The sequence below is a fragment of the Streptomyces chromofuscus genome (assembly GCF_015160875.1).
GTDB classification, from domain to species: Bacteria; Actinomycetota; Actinomycetes; order Streptomycetales; family Streptomycetaceae; genus Streptomyces; species Streptomyces chromofuscus.
In genome coordinates, this window is the sequence record NZ_CP063374.1 from 5554408 (window position 1) to 5569127 (window position 14720).

The following is a 14720-nucleotide window of genomic DNA, read 5'->3' on the forward strand; positions in this document are numbered from 1 at the left end:
CCTCTCCGCGCAGCGGAAAAGAGTTCAGATCGACGTGGAAATATTTGGTTTTGAATTGCAAGTTGGTAATTGCGTCATGCCGTTCGGGCGATGGCTCCGATGTGGTCTACCACCCTTGGGTGGTCCGAGAGTAGCGGTCCGGGAAGGCCGTCGGGACTTCTTCGTGGAAATCGGTCAGCAACGACCCCATCCTGAGCACCCCACGTCACTGACGGCCGGAGACCGATCCCCTGCATGGCCGTGGGCCAGCGGATTCACGGTCCCCGAGACCACTTCGGCTTCGTCCTCCTCGGCGGGTGCACGGTGGAGCGAGGTACCTCGAGAGGGGCTCAGGCGGGCGGCCCGTTCTACGCTGCGCTCGCCGCCCACTCCACGCTGGCGCTCCTTTCCAAGTGGACGGGGCCGTGGACGAGGAAGATCAGGGACAGCACTGCCACGTACAAGCCCGTCCGCGATCCGTGGTGGACGTCGTCATTCGTCGGCTACTTCGCGATCCTCGGCTCTCGACTACGGACGCCACTGCTGGTCAGATTGTCGGAGCCAGCCGGTTCACGAACCTGGTGCCCCGCCGCGCTCCGGGGTCAGCTCGGGTCGGGCATCGACGGTGTCGCGCAGGAAGCTGCGCTTGGAGTAGAAGGTGCGTTCCGTCGCCAGGCCGCGCGCAGCCAGATAGGACAGGAGCCAGCGGTCGATGCGCTCCATCTCCCGCAGCACCTTTTCCTCGTCGTGGTCGAGGAGGCTGCGTGAGCGCCGGTACTCCATCTCGCACTGCGAGAGGACGACGTCCGGGGCGGCAAGCAGCGAGCAGCGGTCGAAGAAGATGCCGAAGACGTGTCCGGTACGCATCGATTCGCACTGGATGTCGTAGCGGACGCGTCGGAAGGGCGGCAGCGCCCGCACCTTGAGGCCCATCTCCGTGCTCAGGTACTCCCCGAAGCGGTCTGGGGAGATCTCGATGTCGGTGAAGAGCTGCTCGCGGCGGGCGAAGGCGTCCTCCGTGAACCACTTGCGCTTGAGCACGTGTGTGCCGTCGACCGTGGGGATGAAGGAGGCGTAGCCGCGCTCCTGGTCGGGCCCGGTGACGTCGAACATGTGGTTGTCGAAGTAGTGGATCTGGAACTCCTCCCGGTATTCCGGGCGGCAGTCGGCCAGTTCGCCGTGGCGCAGGGCCTTCAGCAGCTCCATGGAGACGGCCCAGATGTCGGGCGCGGGCTCCAGGTTGTACTTGTACTCCAGCTCCGTCCCGGCGAAGTGGGTGCGGAAGTACCGCAGGTGGTTGTTGAGCCGGAGCGCCGAGGCGGCGTGCGCGGCCAGCACGGGGTCCAGCCAGCGCAGCGCCTCCACTGGTCCTTCGCCGACCGGCTCGCGAGTGGTGCGCAGGAAACAGGCGTCGTCGGCGTAGAACCGGATCTGCGCGTAGGCGTGGTAGCCGCCGCCAGGATGTTCGGCCAGGTAGCACAGCGGCACGAGAGCGGGGGCCGCTTCCTCGCCGACCATCTCGCGCAGCTCGGGGCCGGCGATGGCATCGGGAAACAGGGCGCTGCCCTCAATCCGGGCGTCTGCGGTCCGGCCGCCCGCAGTCAGGGCGCTGACGGGGCAGGCGCCGAGGGCGTCCCACCGGACAACCACGGTGGTGCTGGGGACGCAGACCTCCTGCGGGGCTACCCGGACCAGGACGATCGGGTCGTCAGTGCGGCGGCGTGCGGTCTGGTTGAGCAGATGGATTCCGCCGAGAACGATCCAGGCGGCCCGAACGGTGTCGCTGCTCATGGCTGGTACCCCTTCCCGAAGCGGACACCTCGATGGCGCCCCTGCCGCTGACTGCCCGTATGCCGACGCCCGTGCCGCCCAGCCAGCCCTTGACCGACCGAGTGACGCATCCGGACGGCGCTGTGACTTCCTCCGGGTACCGGCCGCGTCGGCATAGGGTGAGCCAGGTGATTGACCAGATGACCTTGGACGCGGCGGTAGCCGATGCTCGTCTTGCCGCGCTGGAGTTCGACGAGGCCCGGACCTGGCTGGAACGGGCTAGGCAAGGGCCGATGGAACCGCTCGCAGCTGAGGTATGGGTCACCGATCCGGCCTTCAGCCACGTCCTGCTCGTGAAGCACCGGGTGCGCGGGTGGGTACCGCCCGGCGGCAAAGTCGAGCCGGGTGAGACGCCGCGGGCCGCGGCGGCCCGTGAGCTCAGGGAGGAGACCGGTCTGCGCGGTGAGCTGCTGCCCGTGCCGGCGGCCGTCGCCGTGCGGTCCTACCGGTCCGACTGGTCCCCGACACTGGGCCTGTCGTACGCCGCCGTCATCGACCGTGACGTGCCGCTCGGTGGGGAGAGCGGACAGCCGCCGAAGTGGGTCGATCTGGACAAGGAGTGGCAGAGCGCCTTTCCCGAGGACCGCGACCGCATCCGCGCGCACGTGCGCCGGCTGGCGGCCGGGCAGCCGGTCGGGGCAGGCTGAGCCTCGCCGCCGACTGGCGGTCAGATGACGGCGTCGATCAGGTTCAGGGTGTCGTCGTCCAGCGTCACGAGCTGCAGTTCGTGCAGGAAGCGGACCCACACCGGCGCGAGGCCGGGCTGATTTGTGAACTCCTCCTTGCTGAGGTGCCCTTCGGCGTACGCCACAGTGCGGCGCGCGTGGTGCTGGAGCTGGTCGGGGTGTATCCATCGGGGGGCGCGTACCTCTCGGGCGGAGGGTCGGATCGGTCCTGATGCCTGGGCCTGGTAGATCCACCAGCGGTGGCCCACTGTGTCGTCGCTCGGCCGGCAGCACCGGTTGGGCCGCCACTGGCTGAGCAACAGGTGCAGGTGGGTAACGGTCAGGCCGACTTCTTCGGCGACCTCCGTGCGGGCGGCCTGCTCGGGGCTGCCGTGCTGGTCGACGTGACCGGCGACCGGGGCGATTCCGGCCGGGGGCGTCGCGCGTTCGAAGACGAGGAGTCCGGCAGGTGAGGCGAGGAGCACCCCGACGCTGGTGTGGTCGCAGCACGGTGTGCCGCTGTCGTGGCCGGTAGAAGCGGGTAGGGCGGTCAGCGTTCCTCCTCGGGCCGCTCGGCGACCACCACGAGCCAGCTCGTCACGGTCGGCGCGTCGGGTGTGGTGAGGGCGTACGCCTTGGCGAGGATGTCCATCCGCTGGGCGTGCGTGAAGTCGCCGTCGGGCCGGGCGAAGACGGGGATCGACAGCCACGCCCTCTTCTCGGCCACCGTGCCGTGCTGCGCGACGACCTCGGTGTCGAGGACGGTCATCCCGGCCATGGACAGTTGGTCGGTGACCGCCTCCAGCGGCAGCTTGGGAGGCGCCTGGTCGGCAGGGGGCGGCGTGTAGCCGTAGTCGCGGGCGGCGATCTGCTGGATGAGGCTGTTCAGGGAGGGCCCGGTGCGCGCTGTCTTCTCATCATCGTGGCGGACTCCGGCAAAGCCGCCGCCGATGTTGAACACGAACCGGCCCCCAGGGCGCAGGGCGCGGTGGACCGTGGCGAACACTGAGAGGGTGTCGGCCTTCCAAATCGCGGAGTTGCACACCACGGCGTCGACGCCTCCGGCCGGGACGTGGTCGGCCAGCTCCTCGGCCGGCGCGGTGACCCAGGTCAGGCGCGGGTCTGTCAGCGTGCGGCGGCCGACACGCTGCATGGCGGCGGCGTTGTCCAGGGAGATGACCCGCGCCTGGAGCGGAGCGAGTTCGAGGATCGCCTCGGCGGTCGAGCCGGCGCCGCCGCACAGGTCGACCACCAGGTGGCTTTCGGTGAGGCGGGCGCGGTGGGCGAGGTCTCTGCTGGTGGCGCTGTACATGGGGTACTCGCGCGTGAAGGCGGCGTACGCCTCGGCGGTGGCGTCCTCGTCCCAGCCGAGAACGGCGTCCTGGGGTGCCATCGTGGAGTGCCTCGTTTCACGGAAGGGCTCCGGCTGACTGGGCCAGAGAACCGGTCAGGGGTCAGAACAGTGCTGATTGGACGGCCGTGCCCGGGGAGCTGAACGTGCCGAGGGTGATGCGGCGACCCTTGAGCGCGCCGAGGTCAGACAGGTACGCAATGTCGTCGTCGCTGTCGAGGACGGCGAGGACCTGGGAGCCGACGCAGGAGATCGGCGTAAAGCCGTGCTCGCCCTCGCGCAGGTCGTGTGGGTAAAGCACCCGCTCGGCATCGGCCGCGCGCAGGCGGTCGCCCTCACTGGGCGGCGTCCACGCTTCCATCACCGCAGGGATGTTCATATCGGCCAGGGACTCGGAGACGCGGGCCACGTCCTTGTCATGAGCGGCGCGGGCCGTGGATAGGTCCCGAAGGTCGGCCAGGGCCTGGAGTTTGGCCGCGCCGCGCACGGTTTGGGGCACGTCGAGGCGGCGGGTGAGAGCGTCTTCGAGGTGCCGTACGGTGCGGCCGTCGGCGGCCTTGGCAAGGTAGGTGGCGAACAGGGCGCCCTGCTCGGCGAGGCGGGATCGTTTGCGGGGCTCGGCTGCGGTGCCGACCTTGGTGGTGCCGTCGGCGAAAGTCGCCAGGTACAGCCAGTGCGGCTGGGCCATGTACTGCACGAGGGCTTCGGGGGCGTGGCCGCCGTGGTGGAACTGGTGGGCGAAGCGGAAGTCGTCTCTGCCCAAACAGCGGGTGCACTGGCCGCTTTGCTCGGCGGGCGCGCGGTCGGGGCAGGCGACGGCTTCGACACGGACGGTGTCGGCGAACTGGTACCGGCCGGTGCACCACCGGCTGGTACCGCTCACCTGGTAGCCGAGGTGCTGGTTCATGATCTCGGCGTAGACCAGCGGCCCGCCGGGCAGCGGAGCGAGCAGCAGCCGGGGGTCTCCGGTCGCCCAGGTGACGCCATGGCACACGTATTCGCCATCGCGGGGCGGGGTCACTGGCATGGTGCGTTCCTCGAAAGTGGTGGGACTGTCAGATGGTCAGCTGGAGACGGTCGGCCAGCGCGGCAGCGGCGGTCTTGAAGACCGCGTCGCGGTCCATGTCGGTGACATCCACCGACAGCCAGCCACCGCGCTGCTGCTGCTCGCGCAGCTGGGCCAGGACGGTGTCCTGGTAACGGACGAAGTCCTCATCCGCGCTGCCAGAGTGGCCGGTCTCCAGCGAGGTGAACGAGCCCTTGCGGGTGAGGGCTTCGTGGGCGCCGATGCGCAGGAAGATCACCAGGTCGGGCTCGGTGAGGTGTGCGAAGACCTGTTCGGCGAGGCGGGTGGGGACGTCGGGGTTGACGGCGTACCGGGCGAGGATCTTGTGGTGGGCGTTGTCGAGGATCACGTGGGTGCCGGCGGCGAGCGCGGGCTGGATTACCAGCTTGTCCTGGAGGGTGTACCAGGCGGCTAGCGCCAGCAGCCAGTAGTGGTCGCCGCAGCTCTGGGCGACGCGGGCATCGCGCCGGTAGACGAGCGCGTTGAGGCGGTCGACGTAGGCGGACAGCTCCTCGTCCATGGGGACCTCGGTGCTGTGCTTGCCGATCAGGATGGCGGTGTGGCCGGCGTCGTTCAGGGACTGGTGCAGGCGGGTGGCGAGGGTGGACTTGCCGGCCCCGTCGATGCCGGTGACCGTGATCTCCCGTCCGCGTGCGGGGGTGGTGGGGGGTGCTGCGGCCGTCATGGTCGTGTTCCTCCGCTGGGTGGTCAGATAGGGCGGGCGGCCAGGCGGTTCGCGATGATGTCGCGGATCTGGTCGACCAGGACGGCGCGTCGCGGTATGACGTCGCCGTGGCGCTCATTGGACAGGTCGGCGGGGTAGTGGCGGGCGAGGTTGTTGGAAATGACGTGGAGGTAGCCGAATCCGATCCCCGCCTGGCACGCGGCCGCTCCCATGGGGCCGATCTCCGGGTCGACGAAGGCATATTCGGCGTGTTTGGCCAGCCAGTCCCGGTCTTCGAGCAGGATCGACGGTGAGGTGACGTGGACGCCGGTGTGCACGCCCGGCTGGGTGGCGGCGAAGCCGCCGAAGAAGTCGTCCCACGCCACGCGAGTGCCACCGACGAGGCTCTCGTGGCCGGTGGCGAGCATGGTGTTGGGCTCGATCTCCGGTGCCAGGGCCCCGACCTTGCCGATGTAGACGACATCGTGGGCACCGAGCTCGGCCAGGCGTGCGACGACACGACCGGCGACGTCGCCCCAGATGCTGTGCAGAAAGCCGAGATAGACCACCCGGCGGCCGTGCACCACGGTGCGCTGCCACGCGTAGCCCGGTCCGCGAGTCCACACGCCGCCGACGGGGGCGAGGTACTGAAGACCCCAGCCGACGATCACGAGGTCGCCGTCGAGGTTCAGGTCGAGTTGCTCGACGGCTGCACGGGCGAGAGCCCGGTCGGGTAGCTGGTAGGTGACGGTGCTTGCCGGGCGGCCGGTCATGGCCAGGTAGGTGGCGATGATCAGCGCGTAGTGGTGGACGTAGTCGGCGCCGGGGAACGCCTTGATCACCAGCTCGCGGCCGTGGACCTCGGCGGTGGGGCGCTCGATGTTGAACGGCTTGCCGGTCTTCTCGTGCCGGGAGATCACGGCCAGACGGTCGTAGCCGCCGACGACACGGATGCCGTCCCACTCCTGCTCCTGAATGAGGTGGTGGACCTTGATCGTTAAGTAGCGCAGCAAACTCTCTGGGCCCATCGTGTGCTTGTCCACCGGGATCGGCACCGCCGGTAGCTCTCGGCCGGCCTCGCTGGTGAGGACTGGGTCGGGAAGGAGGCTCATGAGCGGGCCTCCGGGATTCGCACGCTGCTGCCCGCCGCCTCGCGGACGACCTCGATGTTGCGCCGGATCAGGTCGAACCGGTCTTCGGGGATCGGGCCTAGGCTCTCAATGCGTGGCGTGCTGGGCTTCTCGTACGGTCCGCCGGGCAGCATCGCGATGCCCATCGCGCCGAGGATGACCGGGGCGGCGCCGTCGACGGAGGTGATCCACTCGTGTTCGCGCTGCTCGATGAGCTCCAGATGCCCGGTCCGGCCCAGGCCGAGCAGCCTGTACACGATCCGGTCGTTCACCAGCCCTCGGTCTTCCAGATAGCGGGTGGCCGTCCACCGGGTTCGGCACAGCTGCTCCTCGGGAGCGGGCCGCCGTGAGGCGGGCAGGGCGATCGCGCCGACGTAGTCGCTGGAGGCGAAGTAGTCGTAGCAGCGCAGCCACTCCTCGTCGTCCGAGGCGTGCAGCACGATACACAGGCGGAACTCGTCGCTCAGATCATGGATTTCGCGGGCCGCTTCGTCGCTGGCCTTGATCGTTGCGGTACCGTCGCGCATGACGTCCGGGAGGATGATCTCGCGGGCGTCGACCGCGCGGGCCGCCGAGACCAGATCGGCGGCTGGCAGGGCGTGGCCGAGATCGAAGACGCCGTTGTCGACGATGATCTCCGCGCCGTGTTCGGCCTCGCGGCGGAAGAACGCCCGGTAAGTGGCATCGGACAGGACCCGTTGGGCGGCCACGTGATGCACGCGCGCCGGCTCCTGGGCGACGAAGGTCTCCAGATAGTCGGGCGGGGCGATCACGGAGAAGTCGATGCTGTTGGCTGTCACGCTGCCCCCCGTTGCCCGGCGATGAGGGTGAGGAATTGCTGGGAGAGCACTGGGTCCGTCTTGAACCGGCCGACGGCCTGCAGGGTGGAGGTGCGGGCCGTCTCCATCCGTACGCCACGCATGCTCATGCACAGGTGCACACCGCGGACGGCGACGGCCACGTCCTCGCTGGCGATCGCCGAGGACACCTCGTCGGCGAGCTGGTGGGTGAAGCGCTCCTGCACTTGAAGGCGCCCGGCGTACCGCTGCGCGATCCGGCCGAACTTCGACAGCCCCAGGACGGTGCCGTTGGCGACGTAGCCCACGTGCACCTCCAAATTCATCGGCAGCATGTGGTGTTCACACAGGGACCACACGCTCATACCGCCGACCACGACGAGTTGGTCGCTCGCGCGGGTCTCGGTGAAGCACGTCGGGGCGGACAGCGGTGCCGGGCACAGGAAGTCGCGCCACCAGGCGGCGACTCGGGCCGGTGTGTCCACCAGGCCCTCCCGGTCGGGGTTCTCGCCGAGAGCGATGAGGAGCTCGCGTACGAGCTCGGTCACCCGGGGCGTGTCCACCGTCGCTACCGGCTCGTCACCGGCCAGCTGCGACATGGGTGGGTCGGAGTCATCTACAGCAGGGGGCCACACTGCGTTCGTCATGCTGCTTCCTCACTTCCAGGATCCGGGGCGGGAGGTACGGGACGCGCGGCGGGCGGTCAGCGGCCGCGGGCCTCCGCGAACGCCAGGACGTGCAGCCTTTGCGTGAAATGCCACCTGCGGGCGGCGACCGCGTCCGCGAGCACCCGGGTTGTCTCGATCAGACCCTCAGGCGTGGTGCCCTCCGGCATTACGTAGACCGGCGCCAGGCCGTAGTCGTCGACGAGCTGCTGGATCTCGTCGAGTTCGGCCACCGAGCGCGTCACGAACTTGAAGACCGCGCGCCCGCTCGACGCGAACGCCTCCAGGGCGGCCGGCACGATGCGCTTGGCCTCGGCGACGCCGGAGTTGGCGAGTTTGGGCGACACGTTGAAGTGGACACCGTCGACGAGGAGTGAACTGTCGGGCAAGACGGTGCCGTTGGTCTCGAACTCGACGCGCTTGCCGCCCTCACGTAGGCCGCGGACCAGACGGACGAGTGCCCTCTGCTGCAGCAGCGGCTCGCCTCCGCTGATGACCACCAGTTCGACATCGTAGGCGAGCGCCCACGCGATCAGCTCCTCGACGGATCGCCGGTGGGTCTCCTTGGCGATGTCGTACCGCTTCCAGTCCCATGTGTACTTCGTGTCGCACCAGCTGCAGGTGAGGTTGCACTGGGCGAGGCGGATGAACAGCGCGGGGACACCGGTGCTCGGCCCTTCGCCCTGGAAGGTCGGCTTGGTGTCACCGAAGACCTCCGAGACGATCAGCCAGAACTCGCGGTCGACGCCCGCCTGGGCGCTGCTGCCAGTCATCGCAGTCATCGCTGCGGCCTCACGACGTCGAAGCGGGCCCAACCACTGACGGTCTCGTGCACGCAGACCGCCACCAGTTCCCCGGGGACGGTGGGCTCAAGGTTGTCGATGATCCAGCCAGCGAGGTACTGCGCGAGGAGCTCCGAGGTCGGCTCGATAGGCAGGACCTCGTGCAGGTTCCTGTGGTCGAGCTCCTTGTCGATGAACTCCTTGAACGGATGCAGGTCCCCGAAGTCGGTGACGAATCCGGGGTCCGCGAGCGAGTCGGAGGTGAGGATCACCTCGACCTCGTAGCTGTGGCCGTGCTGGCGCCCGCACTTGTGCTCGGGGGGCAGGCTGGGCAGCCGGTGGCCAGCTTGGAAGGTGAAGCGCTTGGCGATCGTGAACGTGCCATGAGGCAAGGTGACGGTGGGTGCGTGGTCGCTCATGACTCCCCTGAAGTGGTGGGTTGGTGAGTTGCTCGGGATGCCGGGTGCGGGTGCGCAGCTGTCAGGCCGGGGCCCATGGGCTGGCCGCACTGCCTCATGCGAGGGCGGTCGACAGGTGGTCTGGGAAGTACACGGCGTGCAGACGCTCGGACCACTGGCCCTTGGTTTGTCCGAGGGCGACTTCGGCCAGGCGCAGCAGTTGGATGTCGGAGGTGCCGGCCGGGGCGAAGATGTGGTGCGCGTCGCGCAGGTAGCGCTCGATGGGGACGTTCGTCAGCAGCCCGGCGCCAGCGTGGATCTCCATTGCGGCCCGCGCGGAGTCGAGCGCCATCTCGACGTTGATGAACTTGGCGTTCATCAGCTCGGCGTCGCAGGGGACGCCGACGTCGAGCAGGTGGGCCGCGTGATAGGCGGCGAGCCGGGCCGTCATCACCCGCGACTGGATCTGCCCCACCTTGAGGTTGATGTTGGGCAGTTGGTGCAGGGGGCCGCTGTAGCGGACGCGCTCGCTGGCGAACTTGATGGTCTGTTCCAGGATCGCCTGGTGGATGCCGAGGGCGACCGCGGTCAGATTCGGCCGTCCGTAGAGGACGCTGGATGAGTAAGCGATGTCCCTGCCGTCTCCCTCCGCTCCGAGCCGGTTGGTGACGGGTATTCGGCACTCCTCGAAGTGCAGTTCGCCGAAGCTGAAACCGTGCAGTCCGAGCGTCTGGGCGTGTGGTGGCAGCATCAGGCCGGGGCGGTCGGACTCGACGAGGAAGGCCGTCAGGCCCTTCGATCCCTCCGAGGTGCGGGCGACGACGCCGTGGAGGTGTCCGACGTGGCTGTTGCCGATGTAGATTTTCCGGCCGTTGAGGACGTAGTGGCGGCCCTCGCGGCGGGCGGACATCTGCATGCCCAGGACATGGCTGCCGCTGTCGGGCTCGGTCACGGCGATGGTGGGCAGGCACGAGCCGTCCGCGATCCTCGGCAGCCACTTGCGTTTCTGCTGCTCGCTGCCGAAGTGGATGATCTTGGCTGTGCCGAGCTGTGACGCCTGGACCATGGCACCCATGGCGCCGCTGACGCGGGAGAGCTCCTCGATGATGATTGTTTTGGCGAGGTGGCCGGCGCCCATACCGCCGTACGCCTCGTCGATGGTGACGCCGATCCATCCCTGCTGGGCGATCGCCGCTGCGAGGTCGGTTTCGACGGCCCCGGTCCGCTCCATCTGTTCCACACGCGGCGCGACCTGGGACTCGGCGAAGCACCGTACCGTTTCCCGGAGTTGGTGGTGCTGTGCAGTGAGATACGGATCGGACATCTGTGGGGCTCCCCTTCGTGATTGAGCGCTGTTGGTGTGCGGGGGCGCTGCCGTCTTTACTGCGGTGGCTGGTAGTCGGCGCGGCGGTAGAGGAAGTCCATGACCTCGTCCCGGCGTCCCTTGATGAGTGCGAGCGAGGACTGGCCTGTGGACTGGGGCTTTTCCACGGGGCCGACGAAGCAGACGGTCCCGAGCACGGTGTCCCCGTGCAGCAGGGGGGCTCCGGCGTAGGTTCGGATGCCGATCAGATCCACGACCGCGTTGCCGGCGAAGCGGGGGGAGGCGAACACGTCGGGCAGGACGAGAGCCTTCTTCTTGGCCACGACTTCGGGGCAGAAGCCGTGGTTGAGGGACATGCTGCGTCCCACGGTGGGTAGTTCGCTCTCGCCGCCGGGCGTGCACAGGCCGAGGAACTGCTGCTCGTCGTCGAAGATGTTGACCATGGCGTAGGGCACGCCGGCGTCCTGCGCCAGCCGCTGGGCGAAGGCATCGAGTTCCGGGTCCGGGCCGGTGAGTCCCAGGGCCCGCAGCGCTTCGGCGCGCTCCGTGTGCTCGGTGGCCGGGGCGTGCGGCTGGGGCGTTGGGGCGGGGTATGTCATGTGAGAGCTCCGGGGTTCGGGGTGCGGCTCAGCTCGAGGCTGTGGCCGACCAAGGTGATCAACACGTTCATGGCGGAGGCGGACTGCCGGACATCGCACGTCACGACGGGGATGCACGGGGCGAGGCCGAGGGCCTGGCGGACCTCGTCGGGGGTGTAGCGGAAGGCGTTGTCGAACTCGTTGACGGCGACGACGAACGGCAGGTGTCGTTGCTCGCACCAGCCGACCGCCGCGAAGGAGTCCTCTAGACGCCGTGTATCGACCAGCACGACGACGCCGAGCGCGCCGTGCCCGAGGTCGTCCCACAGGAACCAGAAGCGCTCCTGTCCGGGGGTGCCGAAGAGGAACAGGATCAGCGAGAACGGATCGTCGAAGGTGATCCGTCCGAAGTCCATGGCCACCGTCGTGGTGGCCTTGTGCGCTAGCCCTTCGAGGTTGTCGATACCTGAGCTGGCGATGGTGAGGCGTTCCTCGGTGGTCAGGGGCTCGATCTCGCTGACCGTCGCGATCATCGTGGTTTTGCCGACCCCGAAGCCACCGGCCACGATGATCTTCAGCTCTTCCGGTGGCGCGCCGGCGCGCCCCGCCCGGGCGGCGTCAGAGCTTGGTGCGTAGGGCATCGAGCAGTACCTCCAGAAGGTGCGCGTCGGGGTCGGCGGGGCCGTCGGGGTTGGCAGGAGTTAGTGCCTCGGCGTCGAGGAGATCGCCGATCAGGACCTTGATCACCTGAACCGGTTGGTGCAGCCGGGCCGCGAGCTCGGCAACGGAGCGCGGGGCACCGCTGCAGAGCATCAGCAGTGACTCGTGCTCGATGTTCATTGGCATGTGCCGGGTGGCGGGCCTGGTGACCAGGCAGGTGGTCAGGTGCAGGGGGTGTCTGGGGCGGGTGCGTCCTCCGGTGACCGTGTAGGGGCGAACGTCCCCTAACGTGCTGTCGGACCACCCGCCGCCAGATGTCACGTCACAGCCCCTGGCCGTAGATCGTGTTGCGTCGGGCCTGGATGATCAGGTGTTCGTCGAGGGCCTTGATGAGCATTTCCATCTCGTGACCGACCTGGCCCGGATCCGCCTCGGGCGTGGTCACGACGGCCAGGACCGTGCCCAGAACAGCCTCGTTCACCAGACCGGCGCTCATCAGGAAGAGGCTGCCGGCGTCGTGCTCCACGACGACCTGGCGTACGCCCCCCTTGGCGCCTTTGAACTGCTGCCGGGCGAGGGCGAAGAGTCCCGAGATGGTCGCGGCGAGGGTGTCCGCGTCGTCCACGTGCTGTTCGGTGAAGGCGAGCTTGAGCCCGTCACCGGTCCCCAGCAGAGCCTGCTGTGCCCCGGGAATCCGCGTGATGAAGCTGGTGAGCAGTCCCTCCAGCTGGGCACGTGCGGCCGCCGCCGGGTCGCTGGTGGGGTGGGTGCCTTCAGCCTGCATGGTTCGCTCCTGCGTCGTGTCTGTGGGGTGTGGGGGAGGGGGACGGCCGTGGGTGTCAGGTCACCGGTGTTTCTGGCGGCTGCTCGTGCTCGTCCGCACGGGGCGTACGGGACCGGAAGCTGGCCATCAAGCCGCCGGTGGGGCGGCCGGTCGGCCCCTGCTGCCGTGGCGGTGGAGCCTGCACCTTCTGCTGGGTGACGTCCCGGCGCGGCAACGCCGGCTTGCTGCCGTCGGCGACCGCCGGACTGTGCGGCTGAGCAGTCGGGGCAGGCGTGGGCGGGATCCGGCGGGGCACGCCATCGGGCCGGGCCGGGAGTGCCGCGCTGGTACGAGGAGCGGTGCTCGGGGCAGAGGATGCGGCCGGTGTTTCCGTGACGTGGGTGGACGGCTTGTGTTCGTCGTGTGCCTCGACGAGAAGTTCATGTGGCAGGACCACGACGGCCTGGGTGCCGCCGACGATGTTGGGCCCCAGCCGAATGGTGATCTTGTGGCGCTTCGCGAGGAGCGCGGCCACGAGGAGCCCGATCTTGCCTTCGCGTAGGCGGACGCGAGGGTCCTCCATTTCGGGAGCGGCCAGGAGCCGGTTGAGGGCATCGCGCTTCTGCGGGGACATGCCCGTCCCGCGGTCGACTACCTCGATGGCTATCCCACCATCGGTCTGGTGGGTGTGGACCTCCACCTTCTCGGTGGAGAACTCCGTCGCGTTCTCCATCAGCGCGGCCAGGAGGTGTACGAGGTTGGGGCTGACGTATCCCGGGACCGCTGTCGTCAGCTGCGTCAGGGCCACGCGTACCCGGGCATACTCGGGGATCTCGGCGACAGCACGCCGGATGGCCGTCGCGATGAGGATGGGCGCGCTGTTGCGGGACGGCAGGTTCCCGCCCAGGACCGCCAGGCTCTCCACGGCGCGCCGAATCTGCGTCAGGAGGTGGTCGACGCGGAACATCTCGTGCATCAAGTCCGGGTCCTCCACGTTCTTCTCGACCTCGGAGATGACGTGGATGCTGCGGTTGACCAGTCCCTGAAGACGGGGAGCGACGGACTTGAAGATCTCAGCCAGCTCCGCCTGAGTGTTCAGCGTCCGGTGTGCGTGCGCCGCCGCCGTCATCACGGTTTGCCACGCTTCGGTGAACCCCTGTTCCAGAGCGGCTCTGACATCGATACGCACGTCGCCCGTGCGCGGAGATTCGTCAGCCGCACGGAAGTTGGTGCTCGCGGCGCCTTGCTCGACCTGGCCCAGAGCCCAGCGCACGTGCCCTCGGCCGTTATCGATGGTGGTGAGGAGGGCGTTGAGGGTCTGCAGCGCTTCATCGCGCTCGGTGCGAATCTGCTCGGCGCGGGCTACGGCCTTGCGGGCGCTGATCGAGCGAGCGGAGGCCCACCACAGCAAGCCTCCGGCCGCTGTGCAGGCGGCCAGGACCCCGGCCTCGGCGGGCACGATGTCGAGGCCGTCGAGGATCCACCCCCCGCCTACGGTCACGGCAGTCAGTGCGGTGGCGGTTACCGCTGGGGGAAGGCGCAGGCTGTCGTCGGCGTGGGCTCTGTGACGGCGGCCGGAGGCGGCGGGGGCCTGGGCGATGCGGTCAGACATGGCACACCTCGCGAGCGCGTGCGCTGAGCGGCCGGCGCGCGAACCGCATGCGGGCACGCATCAGGCTGAGGGTCTCGTGGAGCACTGCCGGGGCGCTGGTCGGCGCAGCCAGCGGCCCGGGCGGGGCAACCCAGAAGCGGTTCCGGCAGGGCGGCTGGTACCCGTGCATGACGCACTGGAGAGCCGAGCCGCTGCTGCACGCGGAATGCGCGGCACCCCACAGGCCAGCGGTGCCGGACTCGACCGGGATGAGCAGCATGCGGTGGGTGATGCAGCACAGCAGCGGCCCGACATCCTGGCCCGTGTCGATCATGGCGTCGACCGCGGACATACCAAGTCCCATGCTGACGCGGACGACATCGAAGTCGCGCGGGAGTGTGGGCGGGAGGGGAGTCTCGCCGAAATGCAGCTGCCAGGGGTGGCGAGTGCTCAGTAGGGGAGTCATCAGCTCTCCGG

18 protein-coding genes are annotated in these 14720 nt (G+C 68.8%); 1 reads left to right on the plus strand and 17 read right to left on the minus strand.

Annotated features, from left to right (window positions below; genetic code table 11):
- Positions 1-549: 549 nt before the first annotated feature.
- Entirely contained in the window at positions 550-1770 is a 1221-nt protein-coding gene (locus tag IPT68_RS25180; protein ID WP_189696637.1) for a hypothetical protein, read from the minus strand.
- A gap of 185 nt (positions 1771-1955) precedes the next feature.
- Here IPT68_RS25180 and IPT68_RS25185 point away from each other — a divergent pair, with 185 nt between their 5' ends.
- Positions 1956-2456: an NUDIX hydrolase gene (locus IPT68_RS25185; protein WP_228040606.1), complete on the plus strand. Its 501-nt coding sequence runs from the start codon at positions 1956-1958 to the stop codon at positions 2454-2456.
- A gap of 20 nt (positions 2457-2476) precedes the next feature.
- Here the strand turns inward: IPT68_RS25185 and IPT68_RS25190 are convergent, their stop codons facing one another.
- The 16 genes from IPT68_RS25190 to IPT68_RS25265 form a co-directional block, all read right to left on the minus strand.
- A complete protein-coding gene (locus IPT68_RS25190; protein WP_228039883.1) occupies positions 2477-2959 on the minus strand; it encodes an NUDIX domain-containing protein in 483 nt (160 codons plus the stop codon).
- Between the two features lie 65 nt (positions 2960-3024).
- Entirely contained in the window at positions 3025-3867 is an 843-nt protein-coding gene (locus IPT68_RS25195) for a class I SAM-dependent methyltransferase (protein WP_189696638.1), read from the minus strand.
- A 61-nt stretch (positions 3868-3928) separates the two neighbouring features.
- Positions 3929-4852, minus strand: a complete 924-nt coding sequence (locus IPT68_RS25200; protein WP_189696639.1) for a DUF2797 domain-containing protein — start codon at positions 4850-4852, stop codon at positions 3929-3931.
- 28 nt (positions 4853-4880) lie between these two features.
- Positions 4881-5576 (minus strand): dTMP kinase, encoded by a 696-nt coding sequence (locus tag IPT68_RS25205; RefSeq protein ID WP_189696640.1) that lies wholly within the window; start codon positions 5574-5576, stop codon positions 4881-4883.
- Positions 5577-5599: 23 nt separating this feature from the next.
- Positions 5600-6667: a nucleoside phosphorylase-I family protein gene (locus tag IPT68_RS25210; RefSeq protein ID WP_228039885.1), complete on the minus strand. Its 1068-nt coding sequence runs from the start codon at positions 6665-6667 to the stop codon at positions 5600-5602.
- Positions 6664-7485, minus strand: coding sequence for a hypothetical protein (locus tag IPT68_RS25215; RefSeq protein ID WP_189696641.1), 822 nt, complete (start codon positions 7483-7485; stop codon positions 6664-6666). Before IPT68_RS25215 ends, IPT68_RS25210 begins: the two co-directional genes overlap by 4 nt.
- Positions 7482-8129 (minus strand): GTP cyclohydrolase I, encoded by a 648-nt coding sequence (folE, locus tag IPT68_RS25220; RefSeq protein WP_228039886.1) that lies wholly within the window; start codon positions 8127-8129, stop codon positions 7482-7484. Before folE ends, IPT68_RS25215 begins: the two co-directional genes overlap by 4 nt.
- A 56-nt stretch (positions 8130-8185) precedes the next feature.
- A complete protein-coding gene (locus IPT68_RS25225) occupies positions 8186-8929 on the minus strand; it encodes a 7-carboxy-7-deazaguanine synthase QueE (protein WP_189696642.1) in 744 nt (247 codons plus the stop codon).
- Entirely contained in the window at positions 8926-9348 is a 423-nt protein-coding gene (locus IPT68_RS25230; RefSeq protein WP_189696643.1) for a 6-pyruvoyl trahydropterin synthase family protein, read from the minus strand. Before IPT68_RS25230 ends, IPT68_RS25225 begins: the two co-directional genes overlap by 4 nt.
- A 94-nt stretch (positions 9349-9442) precedes the next feature.
- A complete protein-coding gene (locus tag IPT68_RS25235) occupies positions 9443-10651 on the minus strand; it encodes an acyl-CoA dehydrogenase family protein (protein WP_189696644.1) in 1209 nt (402 codons plus the stop codon).
- Between the two features lie 56 nt (positions 10652-10707).
- Complete coding sequence (locus IPT68_RS25240) at positions 10708-11250, minus strand: GAF domain-containing protein (protein WP_189696645.1); 543 nt, start codon at positions 11248-11250, stop codon at positions 10708-10710.
- Positions 11247-11870, minus strand: a complete 624-nt coding sequence (locus tag IPT68_RS25245) for a GTP-binding protein (protein ID WP_189696646.1) — start codon at positions 11868-11870, stop codon at positions 11247-11249. The genes IPT68_RS25240 and IPT68_RS25245 overlap by 4 nt, the downstream gene beginning before the upstream one ends.
- Positions 11848-12210 carry a DUF742 domain-containing protein gene (locus IPT68_RS25250; protein WP_189696647.1) on the minus strand — a complete coding sequence of 121 codons (363 nt, stop codon included), beginning with the start codon at positions 12208-12210 and terminating at the stop codon, positions 11848-11850. The genes IPT68_RS25245 and IPT68_RS25250 overlap by 23 nt, the downstream gene beginning before the upstream one ends.
- 1 nt (position 12211) lies before the next feature.
- On the minus strand, positions 12212-12673 hold the full coding sequence (locus IPT68_RS25255; RefSeq protein ID WP_189696648.1) for a roadblock/LC7 domain-containing protein: 462 nt from the start codon (positions 12671-12673) through the stop codon (positions 12212-12214).
- A 55-nt stretch (positions 12674-12728) separates the two neighbouring features.
- On the minus strand, positions 12729-14264 hold the full coding sequence (locus tag IPT68_RS25260; RefSeq protein WP_194074007.1) for an ATP-binding protein: 1536 nt from the start codon (positions 14262-14264) through the stop codon (positions 12729-12731).
- A complete protein-coding gene (locus IPT68_RS25265) occupies positions 14257-14595 on the minus strand; it encodes a hypothetical protein (protein WP_189696650.1) in 339 nt (112 codons plus the stop codon). The genes IPT68_RS25260 and IPT68_RS25265 overlap by 8 nt, the downstream gene beginning before the upstream one ends.
- Positions 14596-14720 lie beyond the last annotated feature (125 nt).

Excerpts from the sequence above, each read along its gene's own strand:
- IPT68_RS25180 (WP_189696637.1), bottom strand. The coding sequence starts at position 1,770 with ATGAGCAGCGACACCGTTCGGGCCGCCTGGATCGTTCTCGGCGGAATC.
- IPT68_RS25195 (WP_189696638.1), bottom strand. The coding sequence starts at position 3,867 with ATGGCACCCCAGGACGCCGTTCTCGGCTGGGACGAGGACGCCACCGCC.
- IPT68_RS25200 (WP_189696639.1), bottom strand. The coding sequence starts at position 4,852 with ATGCCAGTGACCCCGCCCCGCGATGGCGAATACGTGTGCCATGGCGTC.
- IPT68_RS25205 (WP_189696640.1), bottom strand. The coding sequence starts at position 5,576 with ATGACGGCCGCAGCACCCCCCACCACCCCCGCACGCGGACGGGAGATC.
- IPT68_RS25210 (WP_228039885.1), bottom strand. The coding sequence starts at position 6,667 with ATGAGCCTCCTTCCCGACCCAGTCCTCACCAGCGAGGCCGGCCGAGAG.
- folE (WP_228039886.1), bottom strand. The coding sequence starts at position 8,129 with ATGACGAACGCAGTGTGGCCCCCTGCTGTAGATGACTCCGACCCACCC.
- IPT68_RS25225 (WP_189696642.1), bottom strand. The coding sequence starts at position 8,929 with ATGACTGCGATGACTGGCAGCAGCGCCCAGGCGGGCGTCGACCGCGAG.
- IPT68_RS25230 (WP_189696643.1), bottom strand. The coding sequence starts at position 9,348 with ATGAGCGACCACGCACCCACCGTCACCTTGCCTCATGGCACGTTCACG.
- IPT68_RS25235 (WP_189696644.1), bottom strand. The coding sequence starts at position 10,651 with ATGTCCGATCCGTATCTCACTGCACAGCACCACCAACTCCGGGAAACG.
- IPT68_RS25240 (WP_189696645.1), bottom strand. The coding sequence starts at position 11,250 with ATGACATACCCCGCCCCAACGCCCCAGCCGCACGCCCCGGCCACCGAG.
- IPT68_RS25245 (WP_189696646.1), bottom strand. The coding sequence starts at position 11,870 with ATGCCCTACGCACCAAGCTCTGACGCCGCCCGGGCGGGGCGCGCCGGC.
- IPT68_RS25255 (WP_189696648.1), bottom strand. The coding sequence starts at position 12,673 with ATGCAGGCTGAAGGCACCCACCCCACCAGCGACCCGGCGGCGGCCGCA.
- IPT68_RS25260 (WP_194074007.1), bottom strand. The coding sequence starts at position 14,264 with ATGTCTGACCGCATCGCCCAGGCCCCCGCCGCCTCCGGCCGCCGTCAC.
- IPT68_RS25265 (WP_189696650.1), bottom strand. The coding sequence starts at position 14,595 with ATGTCCGCGGTCGACGCCATGATCGACACGGGCCAGGATGTCGGGCCG.